16 protein-coding genes are annotated in these 19,896 nt (G+C 59.5%); 5 read left to right on the top strand and 11 right to left on the bottom strand.

Features of this window, described 5'->3' with window-relative positions; all coding sequences use genetic code 11:
* Positions 1-65: 65 nt before the first annotated feature.
* From ccoG to J4E00_RS19610, 7 genes are all read right to left on the bottom strand, one after another.
* On the bottom strand, positions 66-1,475 hold the full coding sequence (gene ccoG / locus J4E00_RS19640; RefSeq protein WP_208176970.1) for a cytochrome c oxidase accessory protein CcoG: 1,410 nt from the start codon (positions 1,473-1,475) through the stop codon (positions 66-68).
* Positions 1,476-1,652: 177 nt separating this feature from the next.
* Positions 1,653-2,522: a cbb3-type cytochrome c oxidase N-terminal domain-containing protein gene (locus tag J4E00_RS19635; RefSeq protein ID WP_208176969.1), complete on the bottom strand. Its 870-nt coding sequence runs from the start codon at positions 2,520-2,522 to the stop codon at positions 1,653-1,655.
* Positions 2,519-2,833, bottom strand: a complete 315-nt coding sequence (locus J4E00_RS19630; RefSeq protein ID WP_208176968.1) for a hypothetical protein — start codon at positions 2,831-2,833, stop codon at positions 2,519-2,521. Before J4E00_RS19630 ends, J4E00_RS19635 begins: the two co-directional genes overlap by 4 nt.
* Positions 2,827-3,030 (bottom strand): hypothetical protein, encoded by a 204-nt coding sequence (locus J4E00_RS19625; protein WP_208176967.1) that lies wholly within the window; start codon positions 3,028-3,030, stop codon positions 2,827-2,829. Before J4E00_RS19625 ends, J4E00_RS19630 begins: the two co-directional genes overlap by 7 nt.
* 77 nt (positions 3,031-3,107) lie before the next feature.
* A complete protein-coding gene (gene ccoN / locus J4E00_RS19620) occupies positions 3,108-5,321 on the bottom strand; it encodes a cytochrome-c oxidase, cbb3-type subunit I (RefSeq protein WP_208176966.1) in 2,214 nt (737 codons plus the stop codon).
* A gap of 90 nt (positions 5,322-5,411) precedes the next feature.
* The gene (gene ccoS / locus J4E00_RS19615) at positions 5,412-5,588 is read right to left on the bottom strand and encodes a cbb3-type cytochrome oxidase assembly protein CcoS (protein ID WP_208176965.1); all 177 of its coding nucleotides are present in this window, start codon (positions 5,586-5,588) and stop codon (positions 5,412-5,414) included.
* A gap of 168 nt (positions 5,589-5,756) precedes the next feature.
* Positions 5,757-8,183, bottom strand: coding sequence for a heavy metal translocating P-type ATPase (locus J4E00_RS19610; RefSeq protein ID WP_317196648.1), 2,427 nt, complete (start codon positions 8,181-8,183; stop codon positions 5,757-5,759).
* A gap of 169 nt (positions 8,184-8,352) precedes the next feature.
* Here J4E00_RS19610 and J4E00_RS19605 point away from each other — a divergent pair, with 169 nt between their 5' ends.
* Both J4E00_RS19605 and J4E00_RS19600 read left to right on the top strand, forming a co-directional pair.
* A complete protein-coding gene (locus J4E00_RS19605; RefSeq protein WP_208176963.1) occupies positions 8,353-8,859 on the top strand; it encodes a hypothetical protein in 507 nt (168 codons plus the stop codon).
* Between the two features lie 13 nt (positions 8,860-8,872).
* On the top strand, positions 8,873-9,262 hold the full coding sequence (locus J4E00_RS19600; protein ID WP_208176962.1) for a group III truncated hemoglobin: 390 nt from the start codon (positions 8,873-8,875) through the stop codon (positions 9,260-9,262).
* 94 nt (positions 9,263-9,356) lie between these two features.
* On the opposite strand, the gene J4E00_RS19595 is transcribed toward J4E00_RS19600, so the two are convergent.
* Positions 9,357-9,668: a cupin domain-containing protein gene (locus tag J4E00_RS19595; protein ID WP_208176961.1), complete on the bottom strand. Its 312-nt coding sequence runs from the start codon at positions 9,666-9,668 to the stop codon at positions 9,357-9,359.
* Between the two features lie 222 nt (positions 9,669-9,890).
* Between J4E00_RS19595 and J4E00_RS19590 the strand changes: the two genes are divergently transcribed.
* Complete coding sequence (locus tag J4E00_RS19590) at positions 9,891-10,289, top strand: group III truncated hemoglobin (RefSeq protein ID WP_208176960.1); 399 nt, start codon at positions 9,891-9,893, stop codon at positions 10,287-10,289.
* A 250-nt stretch (positions 10,290-10,539) separates the two neighbouring features.
* Here the strand turns inward: J4E00_RS19590 and J4E00_RS19585 are convergent, their stop codons facing one another.
* The 3 genes from J4E00_RS19585 to J4E00_RS19575 all read right to left on the bottom strand — a co-directional run bounded on the left by J4E00_RS19585 (position 10,540) and on the right by J4E00_RS19575 (position 14,488).
* Positions 10,540-11,595 carry a response regulator gene (locus tag J4E00_RS19585; RefSeq protein ID WP_208176959.1) on the bottom strand — a complete coding sequence of 352 codons (1,056 nt, stop codon included), beginning with the start codon at positions 11,593-11,595 and terminating at the stop codon, positions 10,540-10,542.
* Positions 11,573-13,183, bottom strand: a complete 1,611-nt coding sequence (locus tag J4E00_RS19580) for a sensor histidine kinase (protein WP_208176958.1) — start codon at positions 13,181-13,183, stop codon at positions 11,573-11,575. The genes J4E00_RS19585 and J4E00_RS19580 overlap by 23 nt, the downstream gene beginning before the upstream one ends.
* A gap of 546 nt (positions 13,184-13,729) precedes the next feature.
* Positions 13,730-14,488 carry an NUDIX hydrolase gene (locus tag J4E00_RS19575; protein WP_317196647.1) on the bottom strand — a complete coding sequence of 253 codons (759 nt, stop codon included), beginning with the start codon at positions 14,486-14,488 and terminating at the stop codon, positions 13,730-13,732.
* A 475-nt stretch (positions 14,489-14,963) separates the two neighbouring features.
* Here J4E00_RS19575 and J4E00_RS19570 point away from each other — a divergent pair, with 475 nt between their 5' ends.
* On the top strand, positions 14,964-18,212 hold the full coding sequence (locus J4E00_RS19570) for a SusC/RagA family TonB-linked outer membrane protein (RefSeq protein ID WP_208176956.1): 3,249 nt from the start codon (positions 14,964-14,966) through the stop codon (positions 18,210-18,212).
* A 42-nt stretch (positions 18,213-18,254) separates the two neighbouring features.
* Positions 18,255-19,766 carry a RagB/SusD family nutrient uptake outer membrane protein gene (locus J4E00_RS19565; RefSeq protein WP_208176955.1) on the top strand — a complete coding sequence of 504 codons (1,512 nt, stop codon included), beginning with the start codon at positions 18,255-18,257 and terminating at the stop codon, positions 19,764-19,766.
* Positions 19,767-19,896 lie beyond the last annotated feature (130 nt).

The following is a 19,896-nucleotide window of genomic DNA, read 5'->3' as shown; positions in this document are numbered from 1 at the left end:
ATTAGTTACAGCACGCGAGATGCCTCGGCTGCGCCCGGCATGACGGTCTGTTTTTGGACCGGGCATTACTGCACCGGTCCAAGGAACTTGGTGGTGGTTTCGGCCACCAACTGCCCGTTGCTGAACAGGCCGATGCGAATTTTCTGGTTGGTGCGGTGCAGGGCCAGGCGGGGCAGCTCGGCAAAAAACACGCCCTCCGTAATGCCCTGGGCGGGCAGCGTGAGGCCGGTGCTGCCCACCAGCGAAATGCGGCCCTGGGCCGGCTCTAGCACGCGGAGGTTGATAGGGTAGGGCCGGTTGGTTTTGTTGATGACCGAGATGTTGTAGAGGTTGGTGATGGTGCCGTGGCTGGTTTTCTGGAAAAGCTGGCCGGGGGTGCGCAGCACCGTGGCTTCTACATTGGAGCGCGACACCAGCAGGCCGGTGAGTACCAGCAGCAGCGCGGCCAATACCCCCGAAAGCGCCTTCACGCGGCCGGTGAGGCGAAACTTCGTGCCGGTGGCGATGCTGTTGACCGTGGCCGGACGAATCAGGCCTTCGGGCTTGTTGATGAGGGCCATGATGTTGTTGCAGGCATCAATGCAGGCGGTGCAGTTGATGCACTCAAGTTGGGTGGCGCCGTTGCGGATGTCGATGCCGGTGGGGCACACCTGCACGCACTGCTGGCAGTCGATGCAGTCGCCGGCGGTGCGCGCTTGGTTCTTACGCAGCTTCTCGCGGGGCTCGCCGCGCTGGTAATCGTAGGCCACCACCAGGCTGTCCTTATCCAGCAAAACACCCTGCAAGCGGCCGTAGGGGCACACAATGGTGCATACCTGCTCCCGAAACCGGGCAAACACGGCGTAAAAAACACCCGTGAACACCGTGAGTGCCGCCAGCCCGCCCAAGTGGGCTGCGGGCGTGTCCGTCACCAGCTTCCCCAACTCCTCCGAGCCGATGATGTAGGCCAGAAAGGTGTTGGCAATCAGAAACGAGATGAGTAGGAACAGCGCGTGCTTGGTGGTTTTGCGCCAGAACTTGTCCCAATCCAGCTTGCGACGGTCGAGGGCCTTTTGCTGGGGCGCGTCGCCTTCCAGCCAGTACTCGATGCGCCGGAACACCATCTCCAAAAAGATGGTCTGCGGGCACACCCAGCCACAAAACGCCCGTCCATACACCACCGTGAACACGATGATGAACACCAGAAACGTGAGCGTGGCCAGCAGCAGAATGAAGAAATCATGGGGCCAGAAAATCTGCCCAAAGACGATGAACTTCCGCGCCGGCAGGTTGAGCAGCAGCATCGGCAGCCCGTTAATCCGCAGCCATGGCCCGGCAAACAACAGCGCCAAAAACCCGTAGCTGAGCCACTTGCGACGGTTGTACAATCGGCCGGCAGGCTTTTTGGGGTAGAGCCACACCCGCGCGCCAGCCGCGTCTATCGTGGCGATAGAGTCGCGGTAAGAATCATCGGGTTTGAATTGGGTGGCGGACATGGTAGGCATTGTGGAATGGCGCGAGCGGGGGAACCTCACCCCCGGCCCCTCTCCCTAGGAGAGGGGAGCCACGGCGGCGCGGATATTGGTTGAAAGTGGAGTGTAGAAAAGTCGTCAGGCTCCCCTCTCCTGGGGAGAGGGGCCGGGGGTGAGGTTTCCGGTGGCTGAGCCCGTTTGCTACCGGCTGGCCAGCGTCTTGGCTGGGGCTTCCTTCTCGCCTTGCGGTGGCTTGGCATTGGCCGGCTTTGTGCCTTGCAGGCTTAGCACATAGGAGGCCACCTGCAGAATCTGCTTGCCCGAGAGCTTGCCTTTCCAGGCCACCATGCCCTTGCCATTCACGCCGAACTTGATGGTTTTGTAGACGTGGTTGACTTCGCCGCCGTGCAGCCAGTATTCATCGGTGAGGTTGGGGCCGACTTTGCCCTCGGCGCTGGCTCCGTGGCAGGGGGCGCAGTTGGTGGTGAAGAGGCTTTTGCCGCTGCTTAGCTCGGCTGGCGTATTCAGCACAGTGTAGGTGGTGAGCTTGTTGGGGTCGTCGGGGGTGGCGGCGATGAGTAGGGCGGCTTGCTGCATTTCCGTAGCGTATTCGGCCCCTTGCAACTGGCCGGTTTTGGCCACGTGGTAGTAGCTCACGTAGCACACGGCGAATATGGCGGTGAGCACGAAGCCGTATTTCCACCAAGGCGGCAGGTCATTGTCGAATTCGTGGATGCCGTCGTAGTCGTGGTCCAGTAGCTCGTCGCGCACCTCGCCTTGCACCAGGCGGGCATCGCCCACCAGCAGGCCCAGCACGCGGCCGCTCCAGGTGTTGTGCACCGTGGGCAGGTCGTAGAGCTGGCGCAGCTGCGGCCGCATCCAGGCAATCAGGGCCACAAAAAACACCCAGAAAACTAGCATCACAAGCAGCAGCGTGCTCAGTAGAAACCACAGCAGCGGCAGTTTCGGGTCGGCGGTGGGGGCGCTGGCCTCGGCAGTCTGGGCCAGCGCCGGGTGGGCGGCTAGCAGTGTCGCGCCGGCCGTGTACAGCGCTTGGCGGGCAAGTCTCATGCGTAAACGGCTTCCTGAGTGGCGATTTTTTTAGGGGTAGCTTCAACAGGTGCGGCGGAGCTGAAAACCGGTTCGGGAGCTGCGGCGGGCGTGACCGGCTCGGCCTGCTGCGCCAAGTAGCGGTGCTGGGCCGCTGACGTCACCGAAGCGCCAGTGATGATGGCCATAAGCAGCACCACGCCGGCCAGCCACCATACCACCCAGCTCAGAACGGTAGTGGGCGTGGGGCCGGAAGCAGCAGATTGGGCAGCGGCCGCGAAGCCGGTGAGCAGGCCCAGAAAAGTCAGCGAGAAGGAGCGGAGAGTTAGCATAATATGTCGTGGTTGAGGGTGGATTTGATAGTGGCTTTGTCGTCGAGCAGCGGCAACTGGCTCATGGTGTTAATGTGGTGGCGGTTGGCGACCAGCACGTACACCGCCAGGCCCAGGAAGAAGAGAAAGAAGATGGCGAAGGAGATGACGGGGTAAATCGCGACGCCGTCAATGGATTGCAGGACATTCTTTTCCATGGTAAGTAGCGTGGACTTTGTGAGTTCGCGTGGTTGGTGGTTGACAGTCATCTGGGCACGGACTCGCCGCGTCCACGCTACTGCGCTGCGGCCGTGGCGGCCTGCTCTGGTTTCACCTTGATGTCGGTGCCCAGGCGCTGCAGGTAGGCAATGAGAGCTACAATTTCCTTGTCGGACATTACCTCAATTTCCTCCTTTTTTAGCTCGGCCACAATGCCTTTGGCTTGCTGCCGGGCATCGTCCACGGCCACCTGGTCGAAGCCGGCGGGGTAGGGTGTGCCCAGGTTGCGCAGCACCTTGATTTTCGAAGGCAGGATGCGGTAGTCGATGTCCTGCTCGAACAGCCAGGGGTAGGGCGGCATGATGGAGCCGGGCGACATGCTGGTCGGGTCCATCATGTGGTTGTAGTGCCAGGAGTGCGGGTATTTGGCTCCCACGCGCTGCAAATCGGGCCCGGTGCGCTTGCTGCCCCACAGGAAGGGACGGTCGTACACGTACTCGCCGGCTTTGGAGTACTCGCCGTAGCGCTCGGTTTCGGAGCGGAAGGGGCGCACCATCTGGGTGTGGCAATTCGAGCAGCCCTCGCGGATGTAGAGGTCGCGGCCCTGCAACTCCAGCGGCCGGTAGGGCTTGACGGAAGTAATGGTGGGCACGTTCGACTTCACCAGGAAAGTCGGAATCATCTCCACCGCGCCCCCAATTAGAATGGCCACCGTGGCGCCCACCGCCAGCTGGAAGGGCCGGCGCTCCAGCCAGCGGTGCCAGTGGCCGCCGTGGGCGTGCGCATCCTGCGCCTCAGGAAGCAGCGCGGGGGCTTGGGCCTTTTCATTCACCAGCAGCGAGCCCGCCTTCGCAGTCTGGTAGAGGTTGAACATCAGCAGGAATACACCACTCACGTAGAGTAGTCCGCCAATGCCGCGCATGTAGTACATGGGCACGAGCTGCAGCACCGTCTCCAGGAAATTGGGGTATTGGAGCATGCCCTCGGCGTTGAACTGCTTCCACATCAGGCCCTGCGTGAAACCGGCCCAGTACATCGGAATGGCGTAGAACAGGATGCCCAGCGTGCCCAGCCAGAAGTGGGTAGTGGCCAGTTTTTTCGAATAAAGCTCGGTGCGGTAGAGGCGCGGCCAAAGCCAGTAAAGCACAGCGAAGGTGAGGAAGCCATTCCAGCCTAGGGCGCCCACGTGCACGTGCGCCACAATCCAGTCGGTGAAGTGCGCAATGGCATTCACGTTCTTCAGCGAGAGCATGGGGCCTTCAAAAGTGGCCATGCCGTAGGCTGTGATGGCCACCACCATGAACTTGAGCACGGGCTCCTCGCGCACCTTGTCCCAGGCGCCGCGCAGGGTGAGCAGTCCGTTTATCATGCCGCCCCAGCTCGGCGCAATCAGCATCACGGAGAAGGCCACGCCGAGGCTTTGGGCCCAATCGGGCAGGGCAGTGTAGAGCAAGTGGTGCGGCCCGGCCCAGATGTAAATGAAAATCAGTGACCAGAAATGGATGATGCTCAGGCGATAGGAGTACACCGGCCGGCCGGCAGCTTTGGGCAGGAAGTAGTACATCAGGCCCAGGTAGGGCGTGGTGAGGAAGAAGGCCACCGCGTTGTGGCCGTACCACCACTGCACCAGGGCATCCTGCACGCCGGCGTAGGCCGAGTAACTCTTCAGGAAGCTCACCGGAATTTCCATCGAATTGACGATGTGCAGCACCGCAACCGTCAGGAACGTGGCAATGTAGAACCAGATGCCCACGTACAAATGCCGCTCGCGCCGCCTGGCAATAGTGCCGAACATGTTCCAGCCAAATACCACCCACACCAGCGTAATGGCGATGTCAATTGGCCACTCCAGCTCGGCGTATTCCTTGCTGGTGGTAAAGCCCAGCGGCAGCGTGGCCACCGCAGATACTATAATCAGCTGCCAGCCCCAGAAGTGAATTTTGCCCAGGAAATCGGAGTACATTCGGGTTTTGCACAGGCGCTGCAGCGAGTAGTAAACGCCGGTGAAAATGCCGTTGCCGACGAAGGCAAAAATCACGGCGTTGGTGTGTAGCGGCCGGATGCGCCCGAAGGTGGTGATGGCTGTGCTCATGTTGAGCTCGGGCCGGGCCAGCTGGAAAGCGGCCAGCACGCCCACCAGCATCCCGATAATGCCCCAGATAACGGTGGCAATGCCAAAGTCGCGGACAATCTTGTTGTCGTAATAAAAGGTTTCCACCCGCTGCTCGGGCACAGTGGGAATCAGGGGCGTTCGGGGCGCGGCAGCGGGGGCGAGGGGTTCGGCCTGCATCGTCGGAGAAGTAGATTATTTACTGCTCCAAAGGTCCGGAAAGGCCTTTTCAGGGTATCTGACGAAAATCAGACGGACAACTGATTGATGTCAGGCGCGGGGGCGGGGCCCGGTTTCATCTGAGGTCAATTCGTCCTCAAACAGCATGCGCACCGAGGGCGTGTAGTCGTCCTCGTACTGGCCCGAGCGCACCGCCCATAGGAAAGCGCCTAGGAAAGTAAGGGCCACAACTAGGCTGATACCGATGAGCAGAAAGATGATAGTCATTATTGGGATGGCTTTAGCGGATGGCGCGGGCCTGAGGCCCGTGCCTATTATTAGCGGGCCTCCGGCCCGCGCCATTAGTAACGATATAAATCAGTTTGTACAGATGCCGCAGGCCGGAGGCCTGCTAGTAGACGGCACGGGGCGCAGCCCCGCGCCATCCGTTCGGTTTTAAAGGTCTCGCCGCCACGCGGCCAGCCGTACTAGCAACGTTGCCAATACCATCACACTTAGCGAGCTAATGGGCATGAGAATGGCTGATACGATGGGCGTGAAACGGCCTTGCACAGCCAGCGCCAGGCCAATACCATTGTAACAGAACGACAGCGCGAACGTGGCCAGCACGATGCGCAGACAGGCGCGGGAGAACTCCAGAATGGTTGGCAGCCGTGCCAGCGAGCCGGCTTCCAGGATGGCGTCGCAGGCAGGGGAGAAGTTGGTGAGCGAATCAGTGAGCGCAAGGCCAGCGGCAGCTTGCTGCAGCGCGCCCGCATCGTTCAGGCCGTCGCCCACCATCACGACGGTGCGACCCTGCTGCTTGAGGCGAGCAATGTAATCGAGCTTAGCCTGCGGGGTTTGGTGGAAGTGAAGCTCAGCCGCTGGCCCGAAAAGCACTTGCAGTCGTTCCCGCTCGGCGTCGTTATCGCCCGAGAGCACCGCTAGCTGGTAGCGCTTGCTGAGCGCAGTCAGGGTTTCGTGCAAGCCCTCCCGGTACACGTTGCGGAAGACATAATGGCCCCCGAACCGGCCATCGAAGCTGAAGTAAACGCGCGATTGGTGGACCTCCGCTGCTGTATCAGTGCCATCCGGCAGCCCCACGAAAGCCGCCGCGCCCACCGCCACGACCACACCCGCCACGGTGCCGCGCAAGCCCTCACCGGCCACTTCAGCAAAGTGAGCAACGGGCAGCTGCGTAGCCGGTAGCGCCGTGACTAGGCGCTGACTAAGTGGGTGTGTGGAGTGGCGCACCACGGCCGCCAGCGCCTCCTGCTGCCATTGGCTAAGCGCGGGGCCAACGTATTCTACTTCGGCTTGCCGCACATCGGTGAGGGTCCCGGTTTTGTCGAACACGATGGTATCGGCGCGGCCGAGGGTTTCGACTACGGTCGAGTTTTTCAGGTAGAATTTCCAGCGTCCCAACACCCGCAACGCGGCCCCCAGCGCGAAAGGCGTGGCCAGCGAAAGAGCACAGGGACAGGCAATGACCAGCACCGAGGTGAAGGCGCGCAAGGCCATTTGCGGGCTCTGCGGATACCAGTAGAGCACCGCACCCAGCGACAGCAGCAGCGTGAGTGCCACGAAGTAGCGGCCCACTTTGTTGGCGTAGGTTTCCAGTGTTGGGCGCTCTTCCTTCTGGAAAACCGGGTTGTTCCAGAGCTGGGTAAGGTAGCCCTGCGACACTTCACGCACTACTTCCAGCTCCACGGCCTCGCCGGTTTGCCGGCCGCCGGCGTAAATAATTTCACCCGCTGCTTTGGCTACCGGCGCGCTTTCGCCCGACACAAAGCTGTAGTCAATCTGGCCCGCACCACACAGTAGCACGGCATCAGCCGGAATGATTTCCTGGTGGCGCACCCGGATGCGCTGGCCGGGTTTTAGCTCCTTCACCGACACCGATTGTTCGACGCCGCCCTGGCCAATCAGCGTCACGGCTACCGGAAAATAGGCGGTAAAGTCGCGGTCGAAGCGGAGGGCATCGTAGCTGCGCTGCTGCACCCATTTGCCGATGAGCATGAAGAACACCAGGCCCGTAAAAGAGTCGAAAAACCCCGGCCCGCGCTGGGTCACGATTTCGAAAACGCTGGTAATAAACAGCGCCGTGAGCCCCAGGCTGATGGGAAAATCGAGGTTGATGTAGCGCTGCCGCAACCCTTGCCAGGCCGACTGGTAGAAGCCGCGTGCGCTCACGAGCAGCACCGGCACGGCTAGCAACAAACTCAGCCCGCCAAAAAAACGCCCAAACGTGCTCTGCAGCTGCGCGGTGAAGGAAAAATAGTCGGGCAGGGCCAGCAGCATCACGTTGCCAAAAGCGAAGGCCGCCAAGCCTAACTGGTAGTAGAGCCTGCGGTTGCCGGGGTGGGGCTGGGCGCCCAGTTCGGCCAGCGTAATCTGGGGTTCGTAGCCCACGGCGGCCAGCAGCTTCACCACTTCTTTCAGGGAAACCGCTTCGGGCTGGTAGCTCACGGCCAGCTCCCTGCGCAGAAAGTTGACCCGCGACGTTCCGATGCCAGGATTCAGCCGAAATAGATTTTCCAGCAGCCAGATGCACGAGGCGCAATGCATCTGCGGAATGTGAAAGGTCAGCTGCGCCCGGGTGGGCGAACGGAAGGCCAGGAGCTGGCTTTGCACGGCTTCGGAATCGAGGTAGTCGAAGCGGCCGGGCAGCTCTACTTCCTTGATTTTCTGGCCGGGATGCTCATCCAGTCGGTAGTAAGTGCACAGGTTACTGGCGTCGAGCAACTCGTACACGGCCCGGCAGCCCGCGCAGCAAAATGGCAACTCTGGCTGCGCGGCTAGATGCAAGGGCTCGTCGGGGCAGGCGTCGCCACAGTGGGCACAGGCGACATGGACAAGGGTTTCGACAGGAGTAATAGGCACAAGGAATGGGGCTGGTGGCACCCACAAAGCTCCATCCCGCCCGCCCGGCTGGCCCTGACGAATGTCAGCCCCGCGCCTGATTCCGCTCAGTGAGCTGCCAAGCGGCCGGCCGAACCTTTGGGGGCGAAATCCAGTTGAGGACCACTTTCTCAGCCATTTTCGGCTTATCATGAATCGTACGCATACCACGGGCTCGCTGCTGCTGGTGCTGGCCCTGTTTGTGTGGGCTGGCCTGGTAGTGGGCATTTCGTTTATTGAAGCGCCACTCAAATTCACGGCCCCGCACATCACGGTAGCGCTGGGCCTGGGCATTGGCCGCATCGTATTTGCGGCGCTCAACAAACTGGAACTGGTGCTGGCTACCGTAGGGGTGTGCTGTGCTTTGTACCTACGGGTGCCACTGTCGCTTGGTGTGGCGCTGGGCTTGCTAGGGACAGTCCTCCTGCTGCAAACCTGCTGGCTGCTGCCCGCGCTGGATGTGCGCGCCACGGCCCTGTTGGCGGGCCACCCACCCCTGCCCAGTAATCTGCACAAAGCCTATATCGGCTTGGAAATCATCAAGCTATTCACGCTTATTCTGGCCGGCAGCTGGGCCTTTCAATGGGCGCTACGGGTAGCCTGCGAGCAAACCCACCGCTCGCTTGCTGCCCAGACGCCGGCCGGCATTGCCCCCTGATTTCCCTCCAGTCATGACCGAACTCCGCCCTGATATTACCAGCGAAGCCGACGTCCGGCTACTGGTCGATGCCTTTTACGCTGCCATAAACCACGACACGCTGCTGGCCCCGGTGTTCAATCACGTGGCCCGTGTCGACTGGGCACGGCACCTACCCATCATGTACGATTTTTGGAGCAGCATCCTGCTGGGCTCGGCGCGCTACCACGGCCGGCCCTTCCCCAAGCATATCCCCCTTCCTATCGAAGCCACCCACTTCGAGCGCTGGCTGGAGCTGTTCGATGCTACCGTGAACGAGCTGTTCCAAGGCTCCAAGGCCGAGGAGGCCAAGCTGCGCGCCCTCAATATTGCCCGCATGTTTGAGTACCGGCTGCGGCAGCGAGGCCCGTTGAACGTAATATAGGCGGTTCCCTCAACCTTAAAGCCAATCAAAAAGCCCACTTGCCCCTTCGCAAGGGCAATTAGCGGGTGGGCTTTTCCGATAAAGCAACAAGGGGCTAGCGGAAAATCAGAATCCGGGCGTCGTCCAGACAGTGCAAGGAATGGGGTGCTCCGGCAGGAATAATGGCGTAGTCGCCGGCCGTTACGGCGGTAGGCTGGCCCTCTTGGGTGATGATAAGCCGGCCCACCAGCACCGCTACAAACACGTCGACCGGCGCGTGGTGGGTAGGCATGACTTCGCCCGCCCTAAACGTTTTGTACAGCACTTTTTGCCCGGACTTGTCGAGCAGCACCAGCGCTTTCTGCTCGCCGGCCGGACTGTGCTGGCCCGCCAGCAGGCTGCCAGCTTTGAGGAGTGGAAATGACATAAAATAAGGAGGTTATGGCGTTGATTGACTGCTGAAAAACCAGCCAGTTGCGGGTCAAAGCTAATGGGCTGGTCTAGCGCCGACCCTGATAAATGTCAGGCAACTGGATGATTCCCATTAGGGCTTGGCGGGGCGTTGCGCCGGATTTTTGCCTCGCTGCCCATCGGAATTGTTGCAACGAGCGTAAGCGGCCTATTCCCACCTTTTCAACCTTCCTTTCATATGACAACGCGCCTGCTTCCTGACATCCAGACCGAGGCTGACATCAACACGCTCCTCAATACCTTTTATGAGAAAGTGGGCCTCGATGAGCTGCTCGGCCCACTTTTCCAGGCCGATGCGCAGGTGCACTGGCCCCAGCCTCTAGTCACGATGCAGGCCTTCTGGAAGCGTGTGCTGCTCAACACCGGTGGCCAGGACGGCTGGCCGCTGCCCAGCAGCGTGGTGCTGCCCAGTACGGGGGAACACCTGCAGCGCTGGCGGCAGCTGTTTCTAGCCGCCGTGGAAGCCAATTTTACTGGCCCCATTGCCGAAACCGCCAAAAACGTAGCACAGGAAGTTGCCCGTCGGTTCGAGTATAAGCGCCAGCCGCGCCCGCTGCTCAGCTTCCTGAACAGATAAAGTAGTGGGCCGGCCGGGCGGCTGCTCCGGTCCGACGGCGCAGTACTCCGACCAGTTATTAAGCTTGCTATTAGAGCCGTTTTGGTATCAATGTACCCGCCGGGCCGTAGCGCGAACTTTCAGTTCGCGTCTTGGAACGACTTCCAGGCGGCCTAGGGACACGAACTGAAAGTTCGAGCTACTCGCCACCAATGCTGAAACTGCTCTAGGAAGTTGCCACGAACTTCTATTTAACAGCAAGCGGACCAACTTACCAGTGTGCCCGGCGTAGCTTCTCCGGTTGCAAAAGCTGAATTCCGGCGGTTGTCTGCTCGATTAGCCCGTCTTGCCGAAACTCGGTCAGTGTCCGAATCAGCGACTCGGAAGCGGTGCCAACCACAGCCGCCAGGTCTTCGCGGGAAAGCTGGATGAAGGCTTCGGCATTACCGCCAGCCTGCTCGTGCAGGCGTAGCAAGGTGTCGGCCACCCGGCGGCGCAATGAGCTGTAAGCCATGCCCAGTAGCTGCTGTTCCCGCTCATTCACGCGGCCGGCCAGCAGGCGCACAAATTGCTGACTTACGGCCGGATGCCGGTGCAGCAGCTGGGTAAAATCCTCCTTCGGAATGTAGAGCACCGTGGCCTCTTCCACCACCACGGCGGTATCGGCGTGGGGCTTTTGCTCCAGCAGCGGCAGGTAGCCCAGAAACTCGCCGGGACCATACACGCCGGTAATCAGCTCTTTGCCGCCGGGGTTGCGGCGTATGGTTTTTATCCGGCCGGCCTGCACGAAATAGAGTCGTGCGGGCTCGTCGCCCTCGGCATATAGTTCCTGTTTCTTGCGTAGCTGGTGCGGCCGGCGGTCAGCCGTGAGCCCTTCAAGGTGGGCCACGGCCTGGGCATCGCTAAGAAATTCGCCCAGTGCTTCGGGCTGTTGCAAGTCGTAGTCGGGCCGCAGCTGGCGCACCCGGGCCAGGCGGCTGGCAATGGCACTCAGCAATTCGGTTTCCTCAAAGGGCTTGGTGATGTAGTCGTCGGCGCCCAGTTCCATGCCCCGGCGCAGGTCGGCGCGCTCTGTTTTGGCGGTGAGGAAGATAAAAGGCACACCCGCGAGGCGCGGGTTCTGGCCAAAAATGTGCAGCACGCCGTAGCCATCGAGTACCGGCATCATGATGTCGCACACCACTAAGTCGGGCCGGGTTTCCAAGGCTTTGGCCACCCCGATTTTCCCATTTTCGGCCGTCAGTACCTCGTACCCGGCCAGCTCCAGAATCTCGGCCGTGTTTTCGCGAATAATGTCGCTGTCTTCAATCAGCAGGATGGTTTTCATAAGGAATAGTCAGGGTGACGGTGGTGCCCACATTCAGTCGGCTGTGCAGGCTGATGGTACCGCCCAGTAGGTCCAGGTACCGGGCAATGATGTAAAGTCCCAGGCCCGTGCCGGGAATATTGGTGGCGTTACGCGCCCGGAAAAAACGCTCAAATAAGTGTTCCTGGTCCTCGGCCGAGATGCCAATGCCCGCGTCCTGCACGCTGAGCGTGAGCCGGCCCGCGCCCCAATTGGCCCGCACGGCCACGGTGGTATGCTCGCCCGAATATTTCAGAGCATTCGATAGCAAATTGACCAGCACCTTGCGCAGCAGCGAAGCATCCAGCCACAATGGGTCTGTGTTATCGACCTGCATTTCAATGCGCTGGCTATGTTTGCGCAATCCTTCTACGTCGGCAATGGCCTCTCGCAGCAGCGCGGGCAGCTCCACGCGGCTGGCCTGGGCTTGCACCCGTCCTTCCTCGATGCGCCCCACTGAGAGAAACTCTTCCAGAATGTCAGTCAGGTGCTTCACCGAGGTGCGGATGCGCTCCAAATGGCGCAGACGCTTGCCCTGCTGCTCAGTAGCGGGGTATTTCTCGATGAGTGTGGCCGAGGTGAGCACTGCCGTTAGTGGCGTCCGAAACTCGTGTGAGGCCATGCTCACGAAACGGGATTTCAGCTCGCCCAATTCCTGCTCGGCGGCCAGGGCCTGAGTTAGCTCGCGGGTGCGCAGCTCCAGCTGGGCTAGGGTGGCTTCCAGGGCGTGGGTCCGGTCGGTTACCTTCCGCTCCAGCTCGGCGTTGAGGTGCTCTACCCGCTGGCGCTGGGCAATCAACTCGCGTTCAGCATCTTTTTTGAAGGTAATATCGATGATGTAAGCAACCACAAACAGCTCGTCTTCTAGTTTGAAATGGCTCAGGCTGACTTCTACCGGAAACTCGGAACCGTCCTGACGGCGGGCTAGCAGGTCGCGGTTGTGGCCCATGGCCCGCACCTGCGGGTTGGCGTTAAAGGATTCCCGTAGCCGCTCGTGGTGCCCGCTCACGGCCGCTGGCACCAATGCCTCAATGCCGAATTGCAATAACGAATCGGCCGGGTAGCCAAATTGCTGGTGTGCCTGCTCGTTGGCCAGCACAATTTGACCCTGCCGGTTGCACACGATAATGCCGATGGTGGCATGTGCAAACACTGCTTCAAAGCGCCCCACGCTCTGGGCCAGGCGGCGCTCGGCCATGTGCAGGGGCTCGGTACTGGTGAGGCGCACCAGGAAATATGCCTTACCATCGAGCGTCAGACTGGTAAGGTCCATCAGCGCCCAGAATGTATCGCCTGATTGCGGCCGCATTTCCACTTCCACCGCATAGCGACCTTCGCGCTGCACCCGCTCGCGGAGATGATTCCATTCTTCGGCCGTCAGTTGTTCGGTCCGTAGGGTCCGGGCAGGGTCGTCGTACAGCGCCTGCGCCGATGGGTAACCCAGTAGTTGATATCCGGCTGTGTTGACCTGCGTGAACCAACCCTGGGCCAGGTCATAGAGACCTACAAAGCCCGGGGCTTGGTCGAAGAGAATTTCCGTGAGCGGATTGCGGTACAGCGTAGTGGGCATCTATCTTAAGCAGCCATTCTGATTGGCCGGGCAAATTACGGGTTTGCCGCTCTCCCTTTTGTTTCTCCAGATTCGTCGCCTCCATCCGGAGCCGTGTGGTAGGCTTCATCACCGACCTGCTATTTAGTTTATCACAAACCGTTCCTCAACGCAAGGCCCATCGCGCAGTTCCAGATGACAGAGTACTGAATTAACCAACAAATTTAATAACATCCGATAAATCTTACTTATCGGATGTTATTAGAATCTCCGCTTTCAAGCTGAGAAAAGCAGGTTCCACTCCTTTATATATAGGTCGCACAGAAAACAATCCGGTTACCCCAATTCCACGGACTCGTCGGCAGCGCTAGCGCACCTAGTCGCGCACACCACCCGCTATGTGAAGGCCGGACTGAGCGGCCCGGCCTCCACGGCCAAAGCTCAATTCTCAATTGGTAACTTGGAATGCTCTGAAGTCTTTCGCCACTCATCGCTGGCCGTGGCTAGACATGGAAAACGGTTGCCAAACCAAGTCCATAAATGGAGCTAAGGCTAGGGCGACGTATTTTAGAACTCTGTCATTGTTCCTTCTTCAAATGGCTTGCTCGCGATTTCATGGTTGAAGGCGTATAAAAAAGGCGAGCGGTGGGGTCCAATCTTCCGGCGCTCCTCTAGCTGCGTGACCAGGCCAAGCGCAAGCAGCTTTTTGCGAAAGTTGCGGCGGTCGAACTGCCGGTCTAGGATGGCTTCATATAAGGAGTGAATTTCCGGCAGCGTGAATTTCTCCGGCAGCAGGTTTTGCCCAATGGATTGCTGGTAAAGCTGCGAGCGAAGCGTGACCAGGGCCCTGTCGATGATTTCATTGTGGTCATATTGCAGCTCCGGCACGCTGTTAATGTCGACCCAGCAGTACCCTTCCACCAAAAACTCCGGGGTGATGGTGACCTCCTGGTAATCAACGAGGGCATAATACCCAATCGAGAGAGTGCGCTCGGCCAGCCAGTGGTCCTCATCGATGGCGATGTTGGCCTTCGCGTACACCTTATTATGGTTGTTCTGAATTTCAATGCGGTTCAACCGGGTGGGACTGTCGCCGAAAATGTAGAACTGCTGCAAAAACAGGTTGGTCAGCTGCGTCTTCTCATACAGAATGCGGTGAGCGGCCGCCGTTAAGGCTTCATGACGCTCCACAAAGCCGCCGGGCAGGCTCCAGTTTTCTTGGTCATGGTAACGAATTAGCAAAAGTTTTAACTGCTGGTCATGATAGCCAAATATGACACAATCGATGGATAGGTGCGGTAAATAGCGCTTGTGCCCGTTGTGCACGAAATCAACTACGTCTTGGGGGTTGTTCATAAAACGAAAAAATTTATTGTGTAAAGTAAACGCATTAGAAAATTGTGTTTACATTTACCCTGTAAATATCGCAGAAAAGGTGTAGGCCCTACCCCGCTTACCGCCCTTTACCAATTCAGGCCCACTGCTGCCACCCTAGTCTAAGGCCGTTGCCGACGATTCCTTAGCGTTGCCCTTCCACTCCAGTCACGCGCCTAGCATCCGCTCACTTTCCGATAGCCAATTTCCACAATCGTTTTCTGCCCATACGCGCTAAGCTCAATACGCTTTAATGCTTTGCAACTCATTTTTAGTAAAGAGTTTGCACTGAGCTAGTGTGGTTTTTTCAGACGGGCCAGAATTTGTTTCCAGGGTGCTTCCAGCATCCGGCTCGGCTTGCTTATTGGCCATTGGCTGGTGTCCAAAGCTTCGTTTTTCAACAAAATTCCCACTTAATCCCAAACGTATGCTTCCAATCTCCTACAAAAACCTTTTGCAGGGTGCAGTCCTCCTTTCGGTGGGTGGTCTGCAATCGATTTCGAACCCTGCCGTTGCGAGGCCAAACGCGCCGGTCGCCGCATTGTCGCGCCACCCGGTCGCGGATGTGACCGTATCGGGCCGCGTGACGCAGCCCAATGGCGAGGGCCTGCCCGGCGTAACGGTGCTCGTGAAGGGCTCCTCCAACGGTACCTCTACCGGGCCCGATGGCAGTTTCAGCCTCAGTGTGCCCGAAAACAGCGTGCTGGTTTTCAGTTCAGTGGGCTTTGTAAAGCAGGAAGTGCCGGTGACCGGTGCTACCACAAGCCTGTCAATTAAGCTAGTTGATGATACCCAGGCGCTCAAAGAAGTAGTTGTGGTAGGCTACGGCACGCAGGAGCGCCAAAGTGTGACGGGTGCGGTGGCGTCCGTTTCGGGCCGCGAGATTGCATCGCAGCCCGTGGCCGATGCGGCCCAGGCCATTCAGGGGCGGGCTGCAGGCGTGACGGTGGTGTCTAACTCCGGGGCACCGGGCGGTATGGGCGGTACCTCCATCCGGGTGCGCGGCATCACGTCGGCAGGCAACAACAGTCCGTTATATGTAGTCGACGGTTTCCCACTGCCCACTGCCGTAGATGGCAATGGCAACGCCAGTGGTACCGAGCTGAGCAGTATCAATCCTAATGATATTGAGAGCATTGATATTCTAAAAGATGCTTCGGCTACTGCTATTTATGGGGTGCGGGCGGCCAACGGCGTGGTACTTATTACTACCAAGCACGGCAAAGCAGGCACGTCCAGCATCGGAGTGGATGCTTATGTGGGCACACAAAGCGCCTGGCACCTGGTGCCGCTGCTCAACGCCCAGCAATACGCGGAGCTTAATAATGAGGCCCGTACCAACTGGAACAACCAGAATGCGGCCGACCCTTCGTTCACGCCCGTTCAACTGAACTCTCGCTTTAATACACCGGCCAAAATTGCGGCGCTGCCCTCGACCAATTTCCTGGACGAGATTTTTCAACCGGCTACGATTCAGAACTACTCCGTTTCGGCTACGGGCGGCAGTGAAAAGGCGCGCTACGCTGTAAGCGCGGGCTATTTTAAGCAGGATGGTACCATCATTGGCTCAGGTTTTCAGCGCTTTTCGCTGCGTACCAATGGCGAAGTCAACCTGAGCAAGATTTTGAAACTAGGCAGCAACCTCGCGCTCAGCCACCAGGAAGAGCGGCCGCTGAACGGCGAAAACGACGAGTTTGGCGGACCCATTCAGCTGGCAATCCAGGCCCCGCCTTTTCTGCCGGTTCGCAATCCGGACGGCAGCTTTTACGAGTTTGGCAGCACCCGCGAAGACAATTTTGGGGAGGAAAACCCCGTCACGAAGGCATTGCGCGCCTCCAACAAAAACAACCGTAACCGGGCCACTACCACGCTTTACGTAGAGCTGGAACCACTGAAAGGGCTGCGCTTTCGCACCAATATCGGGGCCGACCTGCAGTTCAACCAGAACGACCAGTTTAATCCTTCCATCCAGGGCTCTTCCAAGTACACGCCCCAGAATGCATCGGCGAGCAGCAGCACTAACTACAGCCCCAGCTACCTGATTGAGAACACGGCGATGTACGACCACCTGTTTGCCGAAAAGCATCAGGTGAGCGTGCTGGTTGGGCAGTCGGCCCAGCAGTTCGACAACTTCTACCTGAGCGGCAGCCGCACCGGCTACGCCACCAACACCCTGCAGATTATCGACCGGGGCCCCATTAATTCCCTGATTAGCAACGCGGGCAACAACAGCCGTACCCGCCTAGAAAGCTACTTTACTCGGGTAAACTACGAGTTTGCTGGTAAGTACCTGCTCTCGGCCATTGCCCGTTACGACGGCTCTTCAGCCTTTGGTGACGGCAACAAATTTGGTTTCTTCCCTGGCGTATCGGTGGGCTGGCGCTTGTCGGAGGAAAGCTTCTTCAAAGACATTCATAACCTGAGTAACCTGAAGCTGCGGCTGGGCTACGGCAAAGTGGGCAATCCGCTCAATGCCGGTACGTTCGGCTACACCTCGCTCATCAATTCCTCTACGAATGGCGCCACTGGCAACAACACCCTGGGTACGGGCTACGTGTTTGGCACGGGCTCTCAGAGCCAGGTAATCGGGGGCGTGCCCACCCGGCTGGCAAACCCCAACATTGTGTGGGAAAACAACGAGCAGTACAACCTGGGGATAGATGCCGGCTTCCTTGAAAACCGCATCACTGCCTCGATAGACCTGTACAAGCGCACCTCGCCCAACCTGCTGCTCAACGTAGTACCAACCTTCATATCGGGCACCAGCGACCCGGTGCCGACCAACGCGGCCTCCTCCACCAACCGCGGCGTGGACCTGGCCATCACCACCAACAACTTCGTGAGCGCCGACAAGGGCTTTACCTGGTCGACCACCCTGAACCTGTCGGCCTACCGCAGCGAGATTACGGCGCTGGGTGAGGGTAAACCGTTTGCCGGACAAAGCATCCGCGGAGGTGGCACGCTGGTACGCTACGACGTAGGGCAGGCGTTCGGAGCGTTCTACGGCTACGTGGCCGACGGCATCATCCAGACCGCCGACGAGCTGGCGGCGCTGAATGCTAAGTCGCCCACCCGGTTTTACCAAAGCTCGGGCACGGCGCCCGGCGACATCAAGTTCAAGGATTTGAACGGCGACGGCGTGGTGAACGACGCGGACCGCACCTTCATCGGCAATCCGAGCCCCAAGTTCACGTATGGTCTGAACAACACCTTTACTTTCCAGGGCTTCGACCTGAACGTGTTCCTGCAAGGCTCGCAGGGCAACGACGTGTACAACCTGAACCGCTATTACCTAGAAGGCGGCCTGGCGGCGGCCTCCAATGCCGGCACCATTGCGCTGGACCGCTGGACGGGTCCCGGCACGAGCAACTATGTGCCCCGCGCCGTATTCAACGACCCCAACCAGAACAACCGCGTGTCGAGCCACTACGTGGAAAATGGCTCCTACATGCGCATCAAGCTGCTCACGCTGGGCTACACCCTGCCCGCCTCGCTGCTCACTACCCTGCACAGCCAGCGCGTACGCATCTACGTGACGGCGCAAAACCTGCTGACGGTCACCAAATACAAAGGATTCGACCCCGAGTTGGGCAACCAGGGCAACAGCCTGGGGGTTGACCGCGGCATCTATCCGCAGTCGCGCGTCTTCCTGGCCGGTGTCAACATAGGCTTTTAAGCCCGACGACACCAATTCCCACACCCCTTAAATTCCTTTGTTATGTTGACGAATTCCATCGTTCTAAAGAAGAAAACCCTGGGCGCCACTTTGCTCGCGCTGGGCCTGCTGACCAGCTGCAGCAAAGATTACCTGGACCTGACGCCGCGCAACGCGGCGTCGACCGAAACCTTTTACCAGAGCCAGACCGATGCCATTCAGGCCACCAACTCGGTGTATTCGCAGCTGCAGCAGACGGGCATGTTCAACCACGCTCTGTGGGGCATGGACATGATGTCGGACAACTCCTTCGTGGGCGGCGGTGGAGCCGGCGACGGCATCGAGTTTCAGCAGCTCGACAACTTCACCATTCCGAGTAGCAACCCTGTCATCACCGAGCATTTTCAGCGGGCTTACCTAGGCATTGGCGCGGCCAACCAGGTGCTGCTGCGCGTGCCGGGTATTTCGATGGATGCCGCCATCAAAAACCGCTGCCTGGGCGAAGCCGAGTTTCTGCGGGCCCTGTACTACTTCTACCTCGTGCGGGCCTACGGCGACGTGCCGCTGGTACTGACTCCCGCCAAGAGCCCGGCCGAAGCGTCCAGCGTGACCCGCACGCCTGTGGCAGCAGTATACACGCAGATTGTGGCCGACCTGACCGATGCCATCACCAAGCTGCCGAACTCTTACACCGGCGACGACCTGGGCCGCGCTACTAAATGGTCGGCGGCCGCGCTGCTGGCCAAGGTATACCTGACCCGGGGCACTCCGGCCGACCTGGCCAATGCGGCTACTCAGGCACGGGCGGTCATCGCGGGCTCGGGCAAAAGCCTGTGGCCGAACTACGCCGACAACTTTAAGGTGGAGACCGAGAATGGGCAGGAGTCGCTGTTCGAGGTGCAGTTCAAAAGCGGCCTGAATCAGTACACGCTCGATGGGCCAGGCTCGGCCATCAACGAATTCTGGGGCGCCCGCTTCTTCGGTAGCCCCTACGTGGTACCAAGTGGCGGCTATGGCTTCAACATTCCCGAAAAGGAGTTTGTGGATGGCTATGAGACCGGTGACCTGCGCAAAGCAGCCACGATTTTCGTGCCCGGTGACCGGTACCCCGACGGCCAGATTCAGCCCGCCAGCCTCGAAGGCGACCCCAATGGCTACAACGTGCGCAAGTTCTACGCCGGCAACTTGTCGACCATCTGGGACTCACCGCTGAACGTGCCCGTGCTGCGCCTGGCCGAAGTATACCTCATTCTGGCCGAAGCCGTTGGGCCAACGGCTGAAGGCCTGGAAGCCATCAACAAGGTGCGCCGCCGCGCCTTTGGCCTGCCCATTGGCTCGCCCTCGGCCAAGGACCTGAGTGCCTCCACGCCCAACTTCACGGCGGCGGTGCTGCGCGAACGGCGCTACGAGCTAGCCTTTGAGATGGACCGCTGGTACGACCTGAAGCGCACGGGCGAACTGTTCCGCCTGCCCAGCCTGATTGCCAAGGGTGTAAAATCGACCAGCGGGCTGCTGCCCATTCCGCAGGCCGAACGCGACATCAACCCCGGTCTGACGCAGAACCCCGGTTACTAAGGAGCCACAATGCCTGAGCGTCAACACAGAGAAAAGCGCGCTCAGAAACCCATCAAGCGGGATATCGGCAATGCCCCCCGATGGCTTGCAGCTTTGGCATCCCCCGCTTTTGACCAATAGTGATTAAAAA

It is taken from the genome of Hymenobacter negativus, from assembly GCF_017571495.1.
Taxonomy (GTDB): Bacteria; Bacteroidota; Bacteroidia; order Cytophagales; family Hymenobacteraceae; genus Hymenobacter; species Hymenobacter negativus.
Note: the sequence above shows the minus strand (reverse complement) of the source record. Positions and strands in the feature narration are given on the sequence as shown.

Bases quoted from the DNA above. Each gene is read 5' to 3' on its own strand.
- ccoG (WP_208176970.1), bottom strand. From the start codon at position 1,475: ATGTCCGCCACCCAATTCAAACCCGATGATTCTTACCGCGACTCTATC.
- J4E00_RS19635 (WP_208176969.1), bottom strand. From the start codon at position 2,522: ATGAGACTTGCCCGCCAAGCGCTGTACACGGCCGGCGCGACACTGCTA.
- J4E00_RS19630 (WP_208176968.1), bottom strand. From the start codon at position 2,833: ATGCTAACTCTCCGCTCCTTCTCGCTGACTTTTCTGGGCCTGCTCACC.
- J4E00_RS19625 (WP_208176967.1), bottom strand. From the start codon at position 3,030: ATGGAAAAGAATGTCCTGCAATCCATTGACGGCGTCGCGATTTACCCC.
- ccoN (WP_208176966.1), bottom strand. From the start codon at position 5,321: ATGCAGGCCGAACCCCTCGCCCCCGCTGCCGCGCCCCGAACGCCCCTG.
- ccoS (WP_208176965.1), bottom strand. From the start codon at position 5,588: ATGACTATCATCTTTCTGCTCATCGGTATCAGCCTAGTTGTGGCCCTT.
- J4E00_RS19605 (WP_208176963.1), top strand. From the start codon at position 8,353: ATGAATCGTACGCATACCACGGGCTCGCTGCTGCTGGTGCTGGCCCTG.
- J4E00_RS19600 (WP_208176962.1), top strand. From the start codon at position 8,873: ATGACCGAACTCCGCCCTGATATTACCAGCGAAGCCGACGTCCGGCTA.
- J4E00_RS19595 (WP_208176961.1), bottom strand. From the start codon at position 9,668: ATGTCATTTCCACTCCTCAAAGCTGGCAGCCTGCTGGCGGGCCAGCAC.
- J4E00_RS19590 (WP_208176960.1), top strand. From the start codon at position 9,891: ATGACAACGCGCCTGCTTCCTGACATCCAGACCGAGGCTGACATCAAC.
- J4E00_RS19585 (WP_208176959.1), bottom strand. From the start codon at position 11,595: ATGAAAACCATCCTGCTGATTGAAGACAGCGACATTATTCGCGAAAAC.
- J4E00_RS19580 (WP_208176958.1), bottom strand. From the start codon at position 13,183: ATGCCCACTACGCTGTACCGCAATCCGCTCACGGAAATTCTCTTCGAC.
- J4E00_RS19570 (WP_208176956.1), top strand. From the start codon at position 14,964: ATGCTTCCAATCTCCTACAAAAACCTTTTGCAGGGTGCAGTCCTCCTT.
- J4E00_RS19565 (WP_208176955.1), top strand. From the start codon at position 18,255: ATGTTGACGAATTCCATCGTTCTAAAGAAGAAAACCCTGGGCGCCACT.